The 18,230-nt window shown below is 64.2% G+C and carries 6 protein-coding genes and 1 pseudogene; 5 read left to right on the top strand and 2 right to left on the bottom strand.

Features of this window, described 5'->3' with window-relative positions; genetic code table 11:
• The 5 genes and pseudogenes from HYR72_19185 to HYR72_19165 all read left to right on the top strand — a co-directional run bounded on the left by HYR72_19185 (position 1) and on the right by HYR72_19165 (position 5,108).
• Complete coding sequence (locus HYR72_19185; GenBank protein MBI1817104.1) at positions 1-2,820, top strand: type I restriction endonuclease subunit R; 2,820 nt, start codon at positions 1-3, stop codon at positions 2,818-2,820.
• Between the two features lie 4 nt (positions 2,821-2,824).
• Positions 2,825-3,487, top strand: coding sequence for a DNA repair protein RadC (gene radC, locus HYR72_19180; protein ID MBI1817103.1), 663 nt, complete (start codon positions 2,825-2,827; stop codon positions 3,485-3,487).
• A gap of 112 nt (positions 3,488-3,599) precedes the next feature.
• A pseudogene (locus tag HYR72_19175) lies at positions 3,600-3,815 on the top strand (DUF3387 domain-containing protein).
• Positions 3,816-3,911: 96 nt separating this feature from the next.
• Entirely contained in the window at positions 3,912-4,130 is a 219-nt protein-coding gene (locus HYR72_19170) for a UPF0175 family protein (GenBank protein MBI1817102.1), read from the top strand.
• A 54-nt stretch (positions 4,131-4,184) separates the two neighbouring features.
• Complete coding sequence (locus tag HYR72_19165) at positions 4,185-5,108, top strand: TauD/TfdA family dioxygenase (GenBank protein ID MBI1817101.1); 924 nt, start codon at positions 4,185-4,187, stop codon at positions 5,106-5,108.
• Between the two features lie 514 nt (positions 5,109-5,622).
• Here HYR72_19165 and HYR72_19160 read toward each other — a convergent pair.
• Positions 5,623-9,012 (bottom strand): hypothetical protein, encoded by a 3,390-nt coding sequence (locus HYR72_19160; GenBank protein MBI1817100.1) that lies wholly within the window; start codon positions 9,010-9,012, stop codon positions 5,623-5,625.
• Between the two features lie 46 nt (positions 9,013-9,058).
• Positions 9,059-18,169, bottom strand: a complete 9,111-nt coding sequence (locus HYR72_19155; protein ID MBI1817099.1) for an Ig-like domain-containing protein — start codon at positions 18,167-18,169, stop codon at positions 9,059-9,061.
• Positions 18,170-18,230: the final 61 nt, after the last annotated feature.

The raw sequence follows: 18,230 nt of genomic DNA, 5'->3' as shown, positions 1-18,230 counted from the left end.
GTGCCCAAGCGAAAGAAATCCCCCGAGCTGACCTTTCAGCAGCACATCGCGGATTTCCTCGTCCGCGAGCACAAGTATGGCGTGCTGGAACAGACCGACATCACGGACACCGAGCATTTTATCGCCGAAGATCACCTCTGGGCCTTCCTCAAAGCCACGCAAGCCGACACGCTCAAGAAGGTGCGCGGGATGGAGTTCCGGCTTTTCTATCCCAAGCCACGCTCCGCGGCCAGCGCCGCCGCAGAAAAATACGCCCAGAACCGCATCACCTTCCGCCCACACTTTTATTTCGGCGAAACGAGTCAGGAAATTGATTTCGTTTTCTTCCTCAACGGCCTGCCCATCGTGGCCCTGGAATTGAAGCACGAGAAAAACCAGAACGTGCATGATGCCGTGGCGCAGTTCGCCGCGCGCGAGCACTCGCGCAGGATTTTCCAGCACCCGTTCCTTTACCTCGCCGCCGACACGAGCGACGTGATGGCCGCCACCGACCCGCGCCGGGAGGAGAATTTCCGCTGGCACAACACGGGCCTCACCAATACCCCCACGAATCCAGACGAATATCCGGTCGAGTTTCTTTACCGTGAAGTCTTGTCCAAGGAGCAGTTGATGGAGGCGCTCTCGTTCTTCCTCGTGCGCGTGCCCCAGCGCCAGGCGGAGGACGACAAGTCGGAACGCCCCGCGCTCACCTTGTTCCCGCGCTACCACCAAAGCCGCTTGGTGCGCAAAATCTCCACCGACATCTCGGCGCACTTTGACGCCAAAGGCGACATCGGGAAAAAGTATCTCGCCGACCACTCCGCCGGCAGCGGCAAGACCCTCTCGATCTGCTGGCTGGCGGACAGACTGCACAGTCTGTTCAAGCCCGGCACGAATGAAAAGCTGGTGGACATCACGTTCATCCTCACCGATCGCAAATCGCTCGACACGAACGTCCGGGAGGACATCGCGAATTTCACCCACCTGAAAGACGTGGTGGGCATCGCCAAAAAAGCCGACGACCTGCCGCGCTTCCTCAAAGACCGCAAGCCGATCATCGTCACCACGCAGCAGAAGTTCGCCTGGGTGTTGGAAGAACTCCAAGACAACTCGGCGTTGAAGACTCTGCGCGTCGCCTTCCTGATTGATGAGGCGCACCGCTCCCAGGAAGGCCAGATGGGCGCGGCCATCCGCCTGCCGTTCCGCAAAGCGGACGAACCGGACGCCGACGCGCCAGAGCTAGACCCGGAGGAACAGATTGCCAAGGTCATCCGCGAGCACGATGGCAATCAGTTGTTCGTCGCGTTCACCGCCACCCCTGCGCCGGCCACCGTCAGCCTGTTCGGCGCGCCGTTCGACAACTACACCGAGGCCGAGGCCATCGCCGAGGGCTACATCGTGGACGTGGCGGCCAGCATCATTTCCTACAAGACGCTCTACAACCTGCATTGCCATTTTGTTCCCCCGCCGGACGAGGAGGAGAACGTCTATCCCAAGGGCGTCGTGTCCAAGGCGCTGATGAACGTCGCGTTTCAGGACGACGGGCTCATCCAATACAAGGCCGAGGTGATGCTCCGCATCTTCGAGGAGCAAGTGATGCCGCTGATCGAAGGCCGGGCCAAGGCGATGATCGTCACCAGTTCCCGCGTAGCCGGGTTGCGTTATTGCGACATCATCAAGGAAAAGCTCAAAGAGCGCGGCGCGCACTACAAAGTGCTCTACGCTTTCTCCGATTTCACGCATCCCGAAACCAACGCGGAAATTCACGAGCACGCCGTCAACGAACTCAAAGACGGCGAGTTGATCGAGGAACGGTTCGAGGGCGAGGACTACCGGCTCATGATCGTGGCCAACAAATTCCAGACCGGCTTCGACCAGCCGTTGCTCGCCGGCATGTTCCTCGACAAGCCCGTCGTGGACCGCAACGCCGTGCAGACGGTGTCGCGCCTGAACCGCTGCCACGAGGGCAAGGAAGACGTGGTGGTCGTGGACTTCACCAACAACGCCGCCGCCATCCTCAAGGCGTTCCAGAAATACCGCAAAGGCACGCCGTTCGCGCCGGAAGAGCCGGATCAAGAGCTTTGCCCTAAGCTCTACGCCGAAATTCTGGCGGCAAGCGTGTTCACACAGAAGGACGCCGCCGATTTCGCGAAACTGGCCGCCACCGGCACTGACGCGCAGGTGCAGTTCTTCATCAACGCGCTGCGCACACGGTTTCACGCAAAGATTGCGGACACTGAGGAGCGCAAGACGTTCGTCTATTTGCTCGCCCGCTACGTCAAGGCTTTCCATTTCCTGACCTGCTTCTTCACCTACGCGGCAGAGTTGAAAGAGTTCGCCAAGTTCGCCGAATACGTCGGTCCGCAACTCATCAAGCACGGCAGCGTATCCGACCTGATGAAACAGATCCGGAAAACGGAAGTCATCAAGGCCGCCGTCGAGTATCAAGGCGTCACCACCAGCGCCGGACCGGTGAAACTGAGGCCAGGCAAAGGCAGCAAGGGCGCTGGCCCGCCGCCCAAGAAGGTTTCCGTTCAGGACATGATCGCGGAGATTCGCGCCAAGTTCGACATCAGCGACGAGGAAGCCCTCTACATAAGGCAGGTCACTGAGGAGAAAGCCGCCGACGCGGCCATTCGCAACACGGTCACCGCCCACCGGGACGACCGCATCTATCTCGAAGGCGCGTATCGCGGGCAGGTGAACGGCGAGATTCAGACCGCCTACGAAGAGCGCGACCGTTACGAGGAGCTGTCCAACGAGGACTACATTCGCTCCGGGGGTATCTTCGACATCATGGCGGTCACCGTGATCCAGCACCATCTGTCATTCGCGGCATGAGGCTATGAGCAAGACCATTCACCAAATGCCCGAAGCCGACCGGCCGCGCGAGAAGCTGCTCCGGAAAGGCGCGGCTGCCTTGAGCGATCGGGAACTGCTGGCGGTTCTGCTTGGGAAAGGCACGCCAGGGATGGATGTCATGACCCTCGCCGGGAAGCTGGCGCGGCTCATTGACGAGAAGGGGCTGGAAGTGAAGGCCGAAGACCTGACGCAGTTCGAAGGCGTGGGCGACGCGAAGGCCACCCTGATTCTCGCGGCGATCGAGTTCGCCCGCCGCCGCATCAAGCCGGAGGGCGCGAAGATCGTAACTCCGGCGGATCTGCTGCCTCACATCCGGCACTATGCCGACCGGAAGCAGGAGCATTTCTTGTGCGCCAGCATCAACGGCGCAAATGAGATCCTGAACATCCGGGTCGTGTCCATCGGTTTGATAGACCGGAGCCCGGTGCATCCGCGAGAAGTCTTCGCGGATGCACTCTCCGACCGGGCTTCGGCTGTCATCGTCGCCCACAATCACCCCAGTGGTGGTCTTGCGCCGTCGCAAAGCGACGTCAACATCACCGCCCAGCTCAAAGCGGCGGGTGAAATCGTGGCCATCGAGCTGCTGGACCACATCATCTTCAACAGGAGCGGATACTTTAGCTTTTTGGAAGAGGGGAAGCTGTAGAGGCAAGCTGGCGAACCGCTTCAAGGATAGTGTGGTCCCGTTCCAGATCGTGATCGGCGAGACATGTGGCTCACCGGCTTCGTCGCGCCGAGCTTGCACACGATGTACTGTCGACGAGACGCTGCGCGACATCGCACGCGAACTCGTCGCGACCGTTCGCGCCAACGTCACCATCGACTGGACCGTAAGCGAAAACGTCCGCGCGCAACTGCGGGTGCTGGTGAAGCGCATTCTCCGCAAACACCGCTACCCACCCGACAAGCAGGTGAAGGCAACGGAAATCGTGCTGGAACAGGCGGAGGTGTTGTCGGAGTCGTGGGCGGCGTGAGGTGTTCCTGCCGGTGTGAAACGCGCGTGAAGAGCGAGTGGCACATGGTGGACAGCGAGTGATAAGGTAAGCTAGCCGAAAGCAAGGGAGGGCAGCATGAGCGAATTGCGAATCCAGTTACCAGCGGAGCGTCCAGTCGAGGAAGCGCGCCTGTTGCTGATGGCCAAACTCTTCGAGACGGGCCGGCTGTCGTTGGGGCAGGCTGCGAAGTCAGCCGGGCACTCGCAGGTGGCGTTCGTGGAACTCCTCGGAGAGGTGGGAGTCCCCGTCCTCGACTACTCTCCAGAAGAGCTACGCGCCGAGGTCGAAGGTTGAGCTCAACTGCGGTTACCAACAGTACGTGCCTCATCACACTCGGGCGGAACTGTCGTGAAACTTCATTCTGCGGGCCTGTTTGACAATCTGGCCAAGGACTACGCTCACATTCGGGCCGTGCCGCTGGCTGCGGCGATGGGCGCGGAAATTCAAGGGGTGCGGATCAGCAATCTAACGGATGCGCAGTTCGCGGAGATCCGGCACGCCTTGTTCCGGCACAAGATGATCTACTTTCGCGACCAGGACATCACTCACGCGGATCAGGAAGCGTTCAGCCTGAGGTTCGGCGACTTCGCCGAGGATGCTTACACCAAGGGCGTGGAAGGCCACGTCAACGTCCAACCCGTGATCAAGGAAGCCGACGCCCGCGTGGCCATGATCTTCGGCTCGGGCTGGCATACGGACTCGCCGTTTCTCGCCCGGCCGCCGGCGATCAGTATGTTGTACGGGGTCGATATTCCGCCCTTCGGCGGTGACACGATGTGGGCCAACTCGGCGTTGGCATACGCGCTCTTGAGCGACACCATGAAGGCAATGATCGCCCCGCTCAAAGTCCGCATGTCGATGCGTGACGTGCTGGCGGCGGCGCAATCGGTGATGGAACCCGACGACAGCCCGCTGGGCCGGCTGGCGGCATCGCGGCACGCGAGGCAGCTCGACGAAGAGATCAAGAGAAAGGTGGAAGGTAGCGCGCATCCGCTGGCGCGGACTCACCCGGTGACGGGGGAGAAAGCGCTCTACTGCGATCAGACCTATGCGGTGGGCATTGACGGCATGACCGAGGCGGAGGCGGAACCGCTCCTGCGCTTTCTCGGCGAGCACATCACGCAACCCGCCCTCACCTGTCGCCTGCGCTGGGCGCCCAAGACGTTGACGATGTGGGACAACCGCCTCTGTCTGCATCAGGCGTTCAACGACCACAACGGCTACCGACGCGAGATGTACCGCACCACCATCGCCGGCGAAGCGCCGGTTTAGATGCCATAAGCGAATGGGGTATGAGCCGCCGCATCTGCGTCGAGCTGTATCGTGAGATCGCAGCGCTGCGGCCGAATTGGCACCACGCAGACGATCGGGCGGAGATGTTGTCGGAGTCGTGGGCGGCGTGAGGGACTACAGATCGTCCATGTCACCCGACACCCATTGCCACAGATCGAGTTGTCTCGTCCCCGGAGCGTCGCAGGACTGGGAGCGGCTCAACGACGGGATTAGAATTCAGATCGACCTGAACAGCTTCACTCTGACCCCGAAGCGGTGGATCGAAGAAAACGGCGCCGAAGGACGACGTGCTGGAAGAATCCGCGAACCTGCCTGCACCCGAGATCATCGCGCAGGAAATCACCGACGACTTGGAGGCGGCCCTCGAACAGTTGGCCACCATCGCGGAGGATTTGAAGTAGCAATCTCGCCCGCCGTCCGCGCGAACGACATTGTTCGCGCGCAGCTGCGCGTGCTGCGGTGTCCTGTCCCAATTCTCTAGTGGGCGCGTCGGCTACGGCGTCGGCGTGGCGCTCGGGGTCGGCGTCACAGTCGGAGTCGGCGTCGCCGTCGGCGATTCAAGTTCCGTCGCACTTGGCGTGAGCCCAGCAGTAGCCGTCGGCGTCGGTATCACATCGGCCGGCGGCATCGTGGGGGTTGCGGTTGCCGTGTCGCTGGGGATGGGTGTCACTGTCGGCGCGGCGGTCGCCGGAGCGCACGGAAGCCAATGCACCACCGCGCCGCCGCTGGTGCTCGTCCGCGCCGATCCGTCGAGCGGCTGCGAGCACACGAGGTTGAGCGTCAGCACGTTTCCATCCGCCGGCGCGGTATCGGTCACGCTGAGGTAGCTCGCACTCGTCGGCGTGAGGAAGGCGAGATTGTTAATCGTAAACGGGCTCGCCGCGCCGGGATGCGATACCACCAACGGTGTCGCGTTGGACGGGTAGTTCTGGAACTTCACGTTATCGAACGCGACAATCTGGCCCAGGTAGATCCGCAACTGCAGGTGATCCACGACGAGACCTGCGCCGTCGACGTCAACGCCACCAACATCGAACGGCCGCCAGTAGTACGGGCTGCCGGCGAGGGTCTGCGGGATGCTGCCGGCAACGCGCAGCATCCCGTTCGCGACCGCCTGCGTGTTCAGATTGATCGCCCCACTTGAATTCGCCAACTCAATATCCTGGAAGTGCGACGAGACCGGATACGAGAAATAGACGTACTGCGTCGAGGCCCCGTTGAACACGACCCGGTGATTGCCGGACGCGACGAAAGACAACGGATTCCCGGAGGTGAAGGAACCGCCGACAGACAGCACGCCGTTGGTCAGCAGTCCGGTGGTGTTCGTCCCGCTGAAGTAGGCACTCACGGTCACACTCACCGCATCCGCCGGGTTCTGCATGGTGAGCGCGCCCGTCTGTCCTCCGGTCGACAGGTACTGCGTCGTTACCTGCTGGCCGTTCACGATGAGATTGCCGTTGATTTGGATGGACTGGCTTGCAGGCAGCGGTCCGACAGCCGTCGCGATTCCATCGATCGTCAGATACCACACCGTCCCGCGGACCGTGGCGTTGCTGCCGATCATCCGCACGCCGCCGTAACCGACGACCGCACCGCTCGCGTCGACATTGCCCAGCGCCACCAAGCTCGACCATTGCGTATCCAATGTTGCGCCGGCTTCAACGGTGAGGTCGCTGATCCCGGCAGTGGCATTGAGTTGCGGCTGATTCGCCACCGCCGCCGGGATCACGGCGGAATCGGCCAACGCCGGCACACCGTTCGGATCCCAGTTGTCGGCAGTCCCCCAGTCCGAGGGCGCCGCTTGATCACCGCCCACCCACGTGTGTGTCACCGCGCTCGAACGCCCGGTCACGTGCAACACGAAGTCGCCGCTCGAATATTGTCCATCGACGACGATGACGACGCTCTGGCCGGCGGCGAGCGGCACCAACATACCGAGGCCGGAACTGTCGCAGGCGATCTCCGCTCCGTCGCATGCCGCGTCACGAACATAGACCACGGGGGCAAATTCCGACCCCATCGTATCGATGACGTACGTGTCCGCCACCGGCGCCGTATAGATGAAGGAACGTTCCGGAGCGTAGGTACCACCACAACTGCCGCTCATCGCGTTCAAGCCGCGCCCAGTCGCCCCGCTCGCCGCTGCACGGCCAGAATTTCCGAGGTCGGATTCGGGGCACGTTGGGGCCAGACTGATGTTGAGGTTGAATTGGCCGCCACTCCACGCATTGCTGTCCACCACGATGACAATGGGCTGCCCGGCATCGAGCGTCACTAGGACTTCCGACGGACTGGCGCTGTAGTACGCCGCATTGCATCCGAGTTCGCCGCCCGCACAGGACGCGTCGCGGACGTAGAGCACCGGGCTGAAGGACGAGCCGTAGGTGTCGATCAGATAGGTCCCTGCCACCGGCGCGGTATAGAGGTAGGTGCGTTCCGGCGCGCTCGTTCCACCGCAACTGCCACTCGTGGCATCGGCCGCACCGAAAACGGTCCCGCTGATCGACATCGGCAGTGCGCTGCCCAAATCCGTCTCGGGGCACGACGGGGCGAGATTGATGTTCAAGTTGAAGGCATCGGCGTAGTTGCCGTCGACAGCGATCACGATGCTCTGTCCGGCGGCGAGATCAAGTTGGACTTCGGACTGTCCCGTCCCCAGCGCGTACTGACTGCATGCCAGCTCACTGCCGCTGCAGGAGCCATCGCGGATCGACAGGACGGTGTTGACTACGGAACCGAAGGTGTCGATCACGTAGGTGCCGGCCACCGGCGCCGTGTAGGTAAACGTACGCTCGGGCTGAAAACTCCCGCCGCAGCTCGCACCAGCGCCGTTGCCGGCGCCGCTCAACGAGTCGCTCGACGCCACGGGAAGCGTAGTGCCGAGATCCGTGTCGGGGCAGATCGCCGGCGGCGTGATGTGCAAGTTGAAGTCAATCGGGTACGCATCAGGGGCGTCCACGACGACGACGATGCTCTGCCCGGCCACGAGATCGATGACAATCTGTCCGGTGGAACACGCGAGGGTTGGGCCGCCGCAACTCCCGTCGCGGACATAGAGGACGGTGTACGAGCCCGCGGTGTCGATCAGATACTGCCCGCTCACCGGCGCAGTGAAGCGGAAGGTACGCTCCGGCGCACCCTCATTCGGCGGATAGCCGATGTCGCTGTTGTAGCAGCGCTCGTCCAACGCATTGGGTCCACCGACGGTAGTGCCGCTGACCGACACCGGCGCGGTGCTACCGAGATCGGTTTCGGGGCAATCCGGACCGAGACGGATGTTCAAATTGAACGGCCCACTCGCACCGTTCCAGCTGCTGTCGACGACGATCGCGATGCTCTGACCTGTCGTCAGCGGTACGGTGACCTGCGCGTCAACGCCGCGCGCGTCATTGTTGCAGGCCAGTTCTGTTCCCGCGCACGCACCGTCGTAGACGTAGAGCGTCGTGTCATACGATGAGCCGTAGGTATCGATGATGTAGTTGCCGGTCACTGGGGCGGTGTACTGGAAGGTGCGCTCCGGGCCGCGCCCGAATCCGCACAGGTTACTGCGCAATCCATCCACGGCACCGGCGGTGGTGCCGGAGATCGAGAGCGGGAGCGCGCTGCCGAGATCCGTATCCGGACACGGCGGGAGTAGGTCGACCGCAAGATGGAAAGCGCCGCGGCTTCCGCTCAGACCGTCCGCAACGATCACGATGCTCTGCCCTTCCGTCAGCGCCACGGTCACGCGCGATTCGCTGACGTAGTTCCCGCCGTTCGAGTCGCACGCCAACTCGGCGCCGGCGCATCCGCCCGCGCGCACGTAGAGAACAGTCCCGTAGAACGACGCCGACATGTCGATGAGGTACGTTCCAGTCACCGAGGCGGTGTATTGGAAGGTCACCTCGCGGTCGCTGCCGCCGCATGATCCAACGACGCTGTGGTGCCCGCTAGTCGTCGAGCCGTTGAAGGAGACGTGCGGCGCGCTCCCGAGATCGACGTCGGCGCACGGCGTCCGGCGTCGCAGTGGCCGTCGCCGAGGGCGTCGCGGTGTTGGTCGGTGTCTCCGTTGCCGTTGGTGTTGATGTCGGCGTACTTGTGAATGTTCGCGTTGCGGTAGCGGTATTGGTTGGCGTCCGCGTCGGCGTCACGGTCGGCGTATCGGTGAACGTCGGCGTGTTCGTCGGCGTGCGTGTTTCGGTGGGGGTGCCGGTCGGCGTTCTGGTCGGCGTGATCGTCGGTGTCGCAGTTGGTGTTCCAGTGTCGGTCGGCGTCGGGGTCACCGTCGGCGTGTCTGTGATCGTCGGCGTACTCGTCGGTGTGCGTGTCGCGGTGGGCGAGTTCGTCGCGGTCCGCGTCGGCGTCACAGTCGGCGTGAACGTCGGCGTGCCGGTGTCGGTCGGGGTCGGTGTAATCGTCGGCGTATTCGATGGTGTCCTTGTCGGCGTCACGGTCGGTGTAGCGGTTGGTGTCCCAGTATCCGTCGGCGTCGGCGTGATGGTCGGGGTGTTGGTCGGGGTCGCGACGAGTGCGGACAGCGTCACCGTGTCTTCGCTGCTGTCGTCGATGCCGTCGTTGACGATCAATCCGAGCACGTAGTCGCCCGCGACATCGGGCACGAAGCTCGTGTCGCGCGCCGTCGCCGGCGACAGGAGCGCGGCGCTGCCGGTCGGCTTCTGGATGAAGCGCCAGCGATAGGCGAGCGGTTGCACGAACTGCGGGCTGTCCGGGTCGCTCGAGGCCGCACCACTCGCAGTGACGCGCACATTCGTGATGACGCTGCCGTCCGCACCCGCGTCCGCCAGGGGCTTCTGGTTGGCGCGCAACGTGATTGCAACCGTCGCCATGTCGGACAGGTTGCCTTGCGCGTCGACAGCTTGAGCGCCGATCGTTGTGTTGGTCGCGTTGCGTGGCGCGATCAGGCTGGCCGTGAACACGCTGCCCACATCCGCCGTGCGATCGGTGGCCGCGAGGTGTCCGTCGACGTAGAAGTTCACTTCCTTGACGCTGCCGTTGTCGAACGCCTGCGCGTTCACCGGCACCGCACCGCCGGCGATCTTTTCCACGCCCGCGATCGGCGCGAGAATCGTGATTGTCGGCGCCGTCGCGTCGCGCACGGTCAGCGTGATGCGCGGTGCCGCGCCCACATTGCCGGCCGCGTCGAGCGCTTCGGCAATCAGCGTGACCGTGCTCGCCTGCGCCGCGTTCGCGGGGATGGCCAAGCTGAAGGTCGTGTTCGTTGTCGTCAACGCTGGCGATACGACCGCCTGTTCCGACATCACCACGCCGCCTTCTGTGCGAAGGCGAATGAGGGTTACGCCGACGGCATCGTCGGCCTGGATCGTCACTGGAATCGTGATGCCCGGATCGACGGTGAAGTTGCCGAGCAGTGATGTGATCTTCGCCGTCGGTGCGGTCGCGTCGACGATGTGTACCGTCACGGTGCTCGGCGCGCTTGCGACGCCGCGCGTGTCATGCGCTGTGACCGTCAAAGCGAGCGCGCTGTCGGGTTGCGCCGCCGTCGGGATTGCCACGTTGAACGTGGTAGTCGCTGTGGTGATGCCCGCCGCGAAATGCGCGACCTGCGTCGAACTGAGTTGCGTGCCGCGCACATCGAGTTGTACATCGGCGAGCGCCAGATCGTCGTGCGCTAGCGCCGTCACCGTCAGTGTGCGACCTGTGCCGATGCTGCCGCCGGTCGCCGGCGCCGTAAGTTGCACAGTCGGCGCCTGGTTGCTCGTCACAGTGATGCTCATACTCGCCGCCGCGCCGCGATTGCCGGAGAAGTCGGCGGCGATCGCGCTCACCGTGGTGTCGGTCGTCGCGACGAAGCTGTGCATGAACGGCGGCGCATTGTCGGACGACACGCGCACACCGCCGAGGTAGAAATCGACGAACGCCGTGTCGCCGCTGTCGGCCGCTGGGGTCGCCGTGATCGTCACCGTCTCACCGACGATGGCCAAGTTGGCGGCGACGTTGCTGCTCAATGCGATCGTCGGACCAACGTGATCGGATGTCGAGACCGTCGCGCTGAACGCCGTCGCCTGCACATTGTTGGCCGGATCGCGCCAGCCACCGACGCTCGCTTGAAAGACGTGATCGTCGGGCAGCAGCACGTCGGGTTTGAAGATCACGGTCCGGTTGCCGTTGCTGTACGACAACGAGCCGCTCACCATTGCGCTGGTCGCGGTATCGAGCATCGTGATCGTGCCCCACCCGGTCGCGACGGCTTCGCTCCACTGCACGACGAACTGCCCTTGTACGAGATTGCCGGTCAGCACGCGCGGCGGCGTGACGTCCGCGGTCTGGAAGTTCGACCGAAACACCGCGGGGATCGCGCGGCCGAAATCGTCGCGGACGTTTTGATTCACTTCGAGCGATACCGTCGTAAATTCCGGCCAGCCCGACGCGCGTGCAAAGATCACCTGCGTGCGTGCCGCGTTGACACTCAACGATCCCGCCAGCACCGTGGTACCGGCGCGAACGACAATGCTGCTCGACGTGATGGTGGCGGCGTTGATCTGATCCGAGAAGGTGACGACCAGCGGCGCGCTGAGCGCAACGCCGGTGGCCGCGTTTGCGGGCGACACGCCCACCACGGCTGGCACCGTTTCATCGAGCACGATGGTCGGAAGCACCGTCGTCATGCCGGCGCTGCTGAGCTGCCCGCCGATGTTGCCGACCCCACGCGTCACGGAATCGAACGCGCTGATGGAGAACGCGCCGAGCGGCAAGTTGTCGAACATGTACGCGCCGCTGCTGTTGCTGAGCGCATAGGCGCTGAAGCTCTTGCCGGTGCGATCGCTGGTACCGGTCAAGGTGAGCACGGCGTTGGCGGCGGCGTGTACGCCGTCACTCAGGAATACCGAGCCGGTGACCGCGCCGGCCGGCTCGATGAGGATCTCAACGTTGTCGATGACCTCGCCGTCGGCGATCAGCATGCCACTGGCGTTGCCCGCCAGCCCGCTGCCGATCAACGACGCGGTAATCGTAAAACTGCCCGACGGAATGTCGCTGAAAACGAAGTGCCCGATCGCGTCGCTGAATCCGCTGAACGTCGTCTGCAGAAATTCCAGCTGCCCACTGCCGACTGCCGACTGCCCACTCCTTCGCGCCAAGGTCAGCGCCGCCGTCGTCGCTAGCGGACTGCCGAATGCATCGACGACGCGACCACGGATCGTTCCAGTACCGACGAAACGGATATCGACGACAACTTCTTGCAGATCAGTCGTCACGAGTCCCGCTTGCCTGCCGCCGTCGTCGCCGCCCTGCTCGCGCGCGGTGACCGTGAACGCATCCACCGGCACGCTGGGAAAGACGTAGCGGCCGTTGGCGTCCGCTTGGACGTTGAAGCGGGTCGTCCCGCTCTCGAGCAAGACACTCGCGAAGCCGACTGAGGTGACGCCGTCGGCGAGGTGCAGGGTGCCGACAACACGACCGCGCCCCGCGAGTACGATGTTGAGCGACACCGTTTCACCTTCGGCGGTGATGTGATTCGCGGCACTGCCGGTTGCGCCGCTGACGCCATCGGTCGCACGCACAGTGAAATCGCCTTGCGATACCCCGCCGATCGCGTAGCCACCATCAAGATTGCTGGTCGTCGTCAGCTTGCCCGGGCCGAAGAACGAGACATCGCGACTGAGCCCCTCGGGGCGCACGAGCAGCGATGAGGTCAACTCGACCTTGACACCCGCCACAGCATTGCCCGCCGGCCGCGCGACCGTGCCCGTAACGCTGCCGACTGGCAGCAGGAAGAGATCGACGGTCACGACCTCGGTCGCGAAGTTCATCGTGCCGGCGCCGCGGCCGATGCGCCCGGTACGCGGGTCGAGGAACTCGAGTGAGAAGCTACCGAGCGGGACGAACTCGAAGGTGTACGCTCCGTCACCGTCGCTGGTCGCGTAGGCGCCCGGACGGCCGCTCTGCACCAAGCGCACTTGCGCGAATGGGATCTTGGCCGTGCCGGTGGCGTCAAAGAGATTGCCGGTTACGGTCCCGAAGGCACCAACGGTCACCGTGATCTCCGCACGACCGAGGTCCTCGACGATCGCGCCGCCGGAACGCCCGCCGGTCAACGACGCCGGGTCTTGGGCGGTTACCGAAAACTCGCCTTCCGGAACCGCGGCGTAGTCAACCGTGCCGGTGCTATCGGTGATCAACGTCGAGAACAGCGGGAGCAGGAACGCGACCGGCGAGCCGCTGACCAACTGCACGCGCGCGTTGGGCACCGGATGGCCGGCGCCGTCGACGACGTGGACGGTGACGCTGCCCTGGCCGAGCAGGTTGACGTCGACCACCGTCTGGTCGCCGGTCAGGACGCTGCCGCGCACGACGCCGCGGTTGCCGGTGCGCGGATCACGCGCGCTGATGACGAACGCGCGCGGCGGCAACAGGTCGAACTCGAACCCGCCCGTGTTGTCTGTGAGCGTGCTGCGATCGTTCGGATTGCCGAACGCGCGCGCCTCGGCGTAGTGCACCTCGATGCCGTCGGCGGCAGGCTCGCCGTTGGCGAGGAACACGCGCCCGCGCACGACGCCGCTCTGGCCGAGCACCAGACAGTGCTCGGTCACCGCGCCGGCGGTGTCGAGCTTGCCGCTCACCGCGGCGGGCTCGCCGTTGAATGGGCTCAACGCTTCGACGCGATACGGGACCCCGACGGGAATCTGGATCGTGAAGCGGCCGGTGCAATTGGTGCCGCCACCGGCGCACTGCGCGGAACAACTCGTCGCGCCGACAAGTCGATCACTGGCGATGGTCGTCTTCTTTTCCTGCAGACGCCCGTAGCCGTCGAAGGCGTTTGCGGTCACGACGAGCTGCGCCGTACGTGGCGAGAAGCCATCGGGATCGAGCACCACGCCGGTGATCGTCACGAGCCCGCGGAACTGGAGGTTCTGCACCAGGATCTGACCCGGTACGTCGAGACGTGCGGGCTGTTCGACGCCATCGTGCCCATTGGTGGCGCGCAGCGCGTAATCACTGCGCAGCGGCAAGGCGGCAAAGCGGAACGCTCCACTGCTGTCCGTGGCGGTGCGCAGGAACCCGCCGGCGCCAAACCACAGAAACACGTCGACGCCGCGTAAGACGGCGCCGGTTGCGTCGCTGAGCGTGCCGCGAATCGTGCCGCGGCCTTCGAGCGTGATGACCACCGGCACCGTCACCCCGGGTGCGCTCACGTCGATCTCGACGAAGCCTTCGGCGCCGCTGGCGTCATCAGCGGCGCGGAGTTGCTGATGGCCGGTGCCGATGCGCGTAATCGTGAAGTTGCCGTTGGCGTCGGCGCGCACCAACGTCGTGCCGCCGACCACTTGTGCGTTCGGCGCCGGCGCGCCGTTGGCGAATACGACGCGGCCGACCACGGTGCTGGTGCCGGCGAGGATGAGGTTCGCCGGCGTCGTCTGACCGGCGACGACGGTGGTGTTGATGGTGACCTCTTCCGCGGTCTCGTCGCGTAGCGCCCGCACCTGCACCGCGCCCGGCGGCACGCCGAGCAAGCGGAAGTGGCCCGCGCGATCCGTGCGCGCCTCGGTCCCGAACCCCGCCACGTCATTGAGAACCGCGACGAGGACCCCTGCGCCCACGGGGTGCAGATCGCTGATGGCTGATGGCGTATCGCTGATAGCCGTCTCGTAAACGGTTCCTTCGACGATGCCCGTGTCACTGAAGAGCAGCACGCTGACCTCGGCCGTGGCGCCGGCGGTGGCCAAGCGCGCTGCCACCGATCCACTGCGCACGGCCAGCGTGGTGTCGTCCTTGATTGATGCTTCGACGAGCACGTTGCCGACCGCGATGTTGTTGGCGGTGAACCGCCCATCGGCATCGGCCCTGACCGTCACGTGGCTCTCATCAGTGTGGCTGGTGACGGTGACAGCGGCGTTAGGCACAGGCAGCCGCGTGGTCGCGTCGATCACGCTGCCGGTGACGCGGCCGAGCCCGAGCATGAGCAGATCGATGCGGCGCTGCTCGCCGTCCTGGAAGATGCGAGCGAAGCGCTGTGCACGCTGACCGGTGTCGGGGTCCTGCGCGATGACTCTGAACGGACCGACGTCGTCGACGCCAACGAAATCGAAGCGGTAGTGCCCGCCGGCGTCGGTGGCGGTCTGGGCGGTGACGATCTCGATGTCGAGGCCGGTGAGATCGTCGATGAATTTCTCGCGCAGTTCGACCGGGGCAAAGGCTATCGGTTCGCCGCTGCCGTTGCGCACGAAGCCCGAGACGATGCCGCCGTCGGGCTCGGGGAAATCCGCAACGATAGGCCGCGTGCAATCCGCCATCCCCGATCCGCAATCGAGCGAGTGTCCGTCCGGATCTTTCACGCCGCCGACCGTCAGTTGGTAGTTGAAGAAGCGCGACACCGACGAGTTGAAGTTAAGCAGCGCGATGCGGCGGCGCGGCAACAGCTTGGTCCGCTTCAACCGGTTGCCGGTCGGGCCGCTCTGGATTCTCTCTCCCCCCGGGAGAGGGTCAGGGCTGTACGCGAGCGCGACGCTGGCGTCGCGCAGCGAGTCGGGATCGATCTCCTCATTGAACAGCACCGCGATCACGCGGCCGCGCATGAGCGGATCGGACTCGGGGATTTGCCGTACGCCCTCGATGCGCGGCCCCGCGCTAAGATCGAAGGCGTACAGGTTGTTGAGTTCCACTTGCTGGTTGTTTGGCAATTGGAGCAGTGGCGGAGCGGCGGCGCCGGGCACAACGTGCAGCGTCGCCGTCTCGCCCGCTGCGAGCGCAACGTTCGAGTACAGCAACTGCCGGAACGTCCCACCGGCACCGGGCAGAACGATGGCGATGTCGGTGCCCGGTAGCGCCCCGCCCGCGTTCGGCGCGGTGATCGTCACGTCGTAAAACGCGCTCGAATCGCTGCGCCCGATCACCGCGAATTGTCCGCCCGACAATCCGAGCAGTGCGGCGCTGGGGATCTCGCGGACGGGCGACGCATGCGTCGCCCTTACTCCGGAGGCCCGTCTTCCGTGCTCGTCGGCGATGCTGATCGTGGCGTCACCCTCGACCGCCACCGAGACAAACGTCGGCCGATACTTCTCCGCGTCCGCAAACTCTCGCTGAAACTCAATCGCGGTGGCCGCAGGCGTCCCTGCCTGCGCATCTATGACCGCGCCCCAGGCGACCTCCAGATCATTCCCCGCGTACGTCGTTCGCATCACCTCATCGAATCCGACATCTATTCCGCAATCCGCATTCCGCACTCCGCAATTGGAGAGCCAATCCAGGAAGACATCGCCGACCGAGGTGACGTTCGGCTCACCGATGCGGATGCGCAGCCCGGCCTCGGTGAGTTGCTGCGCGCGCTGCTCAACTACCGCGCGATCGATACGCGTGCTGATCCCGATCGGCGCGCCCACCGGCGCGGTGGCGACGCTGTGCGCGAGGCCGAGCACGCGCATGGCGCTCTGGAAAAACGCCGGCGGCAGCGCGTTCACGTACGACGGCAGCACCAGCGACTCGGGCGACAGCGGAATCCCGCGGTCGCCGATGCCAGTGCGCAGGACGAACGATGCGCTCAGTCCGCCTTCGCCCGCAAAGCCGGTGGCGGTCACCTGCCCGTTCTTGCGTGCGATCAGTTTGAACTCGACGCTGCCCGCGTCATTGCGTTTGATCGTCGGGACAACGACCGTCCCCGGTCCCGGGTTTGTGGTTCCTGGTCCGCACGCTCCGCCTGCCGACTGCCCACTGCCTACTGCCGACTGCACTAAGGTCGCGCCGCTGATGTCCTTCGGGTCGAGCGACATCATCACGCAGTTCGCGTCGGCGTCGCCTGTGTTATGGATAGTGACGAACAGCGAGTAGGTCTCACCCGCGCGCACGACGCTAGGGTGATTGAAGGTGAGGGCGAACTTCGGATTGCGCACCAGCACCGTACCGACGGCCTTGCCCGTCAGCGGCACCGGGCCGATCGGCAAACCGAGCAGTTGCGCATTGATGGTGACTTCAAGGCGGTGCGTGCCTTCATGTCGACCTTCGACGATGAACTCGCCGTTCGCGTCTTGGCCAGGTCCGAAATCCGGCTTCCCGTCTGTCGTATTCCGAATTCCGGTTGTCCCCTCGCCCCCTGAGAGAGGGCTAGGGTGAGGGCTCCCCGTTCGCGCAAAGCCCAGTGGATCGTCATTCGAACCCGGCACCCCATCATTGCCCACCGGCAGGACGAGCTTCGCTGTCGCCGAAGTCACCACCAGATGGCTGCCGGGCGGCGCGACGTTGGAGACCAGCACGATGACTTGGAAGAACTGATTGAGGAAGGCGATGTTCCCTGGGATGACGATCACTGCCGGGATCGGCGGGATTGCGACGGGCTCGTCGAAGTCGTTCGGCGTTTCCAGCAAGAGACCTTTCACTTCGAGGTTCGGCACCTGGAGCTGCGGCAGCGTCGGCGGGAAAGAGAAGCCCGTAGTCGGGTCATCGGGCGCGGCCGGATCTTTCCCGAACGCGACATCCAAATTGATCGGGACCGGATTCGACTCGGTGCCGACGCCGAAGGTGAACTCGAAGGCGGTGAAGTTCGAGGAGTCGATGACGATGCCGCGGTCCTGAATCTCATCCAACGACAACGGCCGCGAAGAGACGGAGGTGACGATGATCTTATCGACGACGTTGATCGTCGCCACGGCGGCATCTGCCGGCATGACGAAGTTCCCATGCTCATCTTCCAGCCGGAGGTTGTCGACGACGTAGTTGCCGACAGTGAGCAGCGGCGGGATCCGAAGAATCTGTCCGGGGATTGTGCTCAATGTCACTGTCCCGATTGGCGCAGGCGTCTCCGCCTGCGATCCGATGCCTGGGCCGGATAGCTCACCCTTGACAACCAACCCGTCCAGCGCCGGATCACTGACGGCCGCGTCCGGATTCGCCGGATCGACCAACCTCGTGAGCAATCCACTCGCTTGATTCTTCGGGACGGTTTGCGTCGCGGGTGAGACCTGCAGTTGAGCGCCGATGATCTTCAGTTCGCCCGAAGCCAGCACCGACTGCGCGAACGATGCGGACGGCAACCACGCGATCAACGCGATCGCGGCTACCATCTGCGCGCTATGTGTCTTGGCTGCCTTCATCGGTGATTCTCAAACGCCTGAATCGTCTCTCCTAACGCTTGCAAGGGATTTCATCGTCAGG

The organism is Deltaproteobacteria bacterium, from assembly GCA_016178705.1.
Lineage (GTDB): Bacteria > Desulfobacterota > Binatia > HRBIN30 > JACQVA1 > JACOST01.
The sequence above is the reverse complement of the archived record's forward strand: the minus strand, read 5'-3'. Positions and strand labels throughout refer to the sequence as shown.

Excerpts from the sequence above, each read along its gene's own strand:
- radC (MBI1817103.1), top strand. The coding sequence starts at position 2,825 with ATGAGCAAGACCATTCACCAAATGCCCGAAGCCGACCGGCCGCGCGAG.
- HYR72_19170 (MBI1817102.1), top strand. The coding sequence starts at position 3,912 with ATGAGCGAATTGCGAATCCAGTTACCAGCGGAGCGTCCAGTCGAGGAA.
- HYR72_19155 (MBI1817099.1), bottom strand. The coding sequence starts at position 18,169 with ATGAAGGCAGCCAAGACACATAGCGCGCAGATGGTAGCCGCGATCGCG.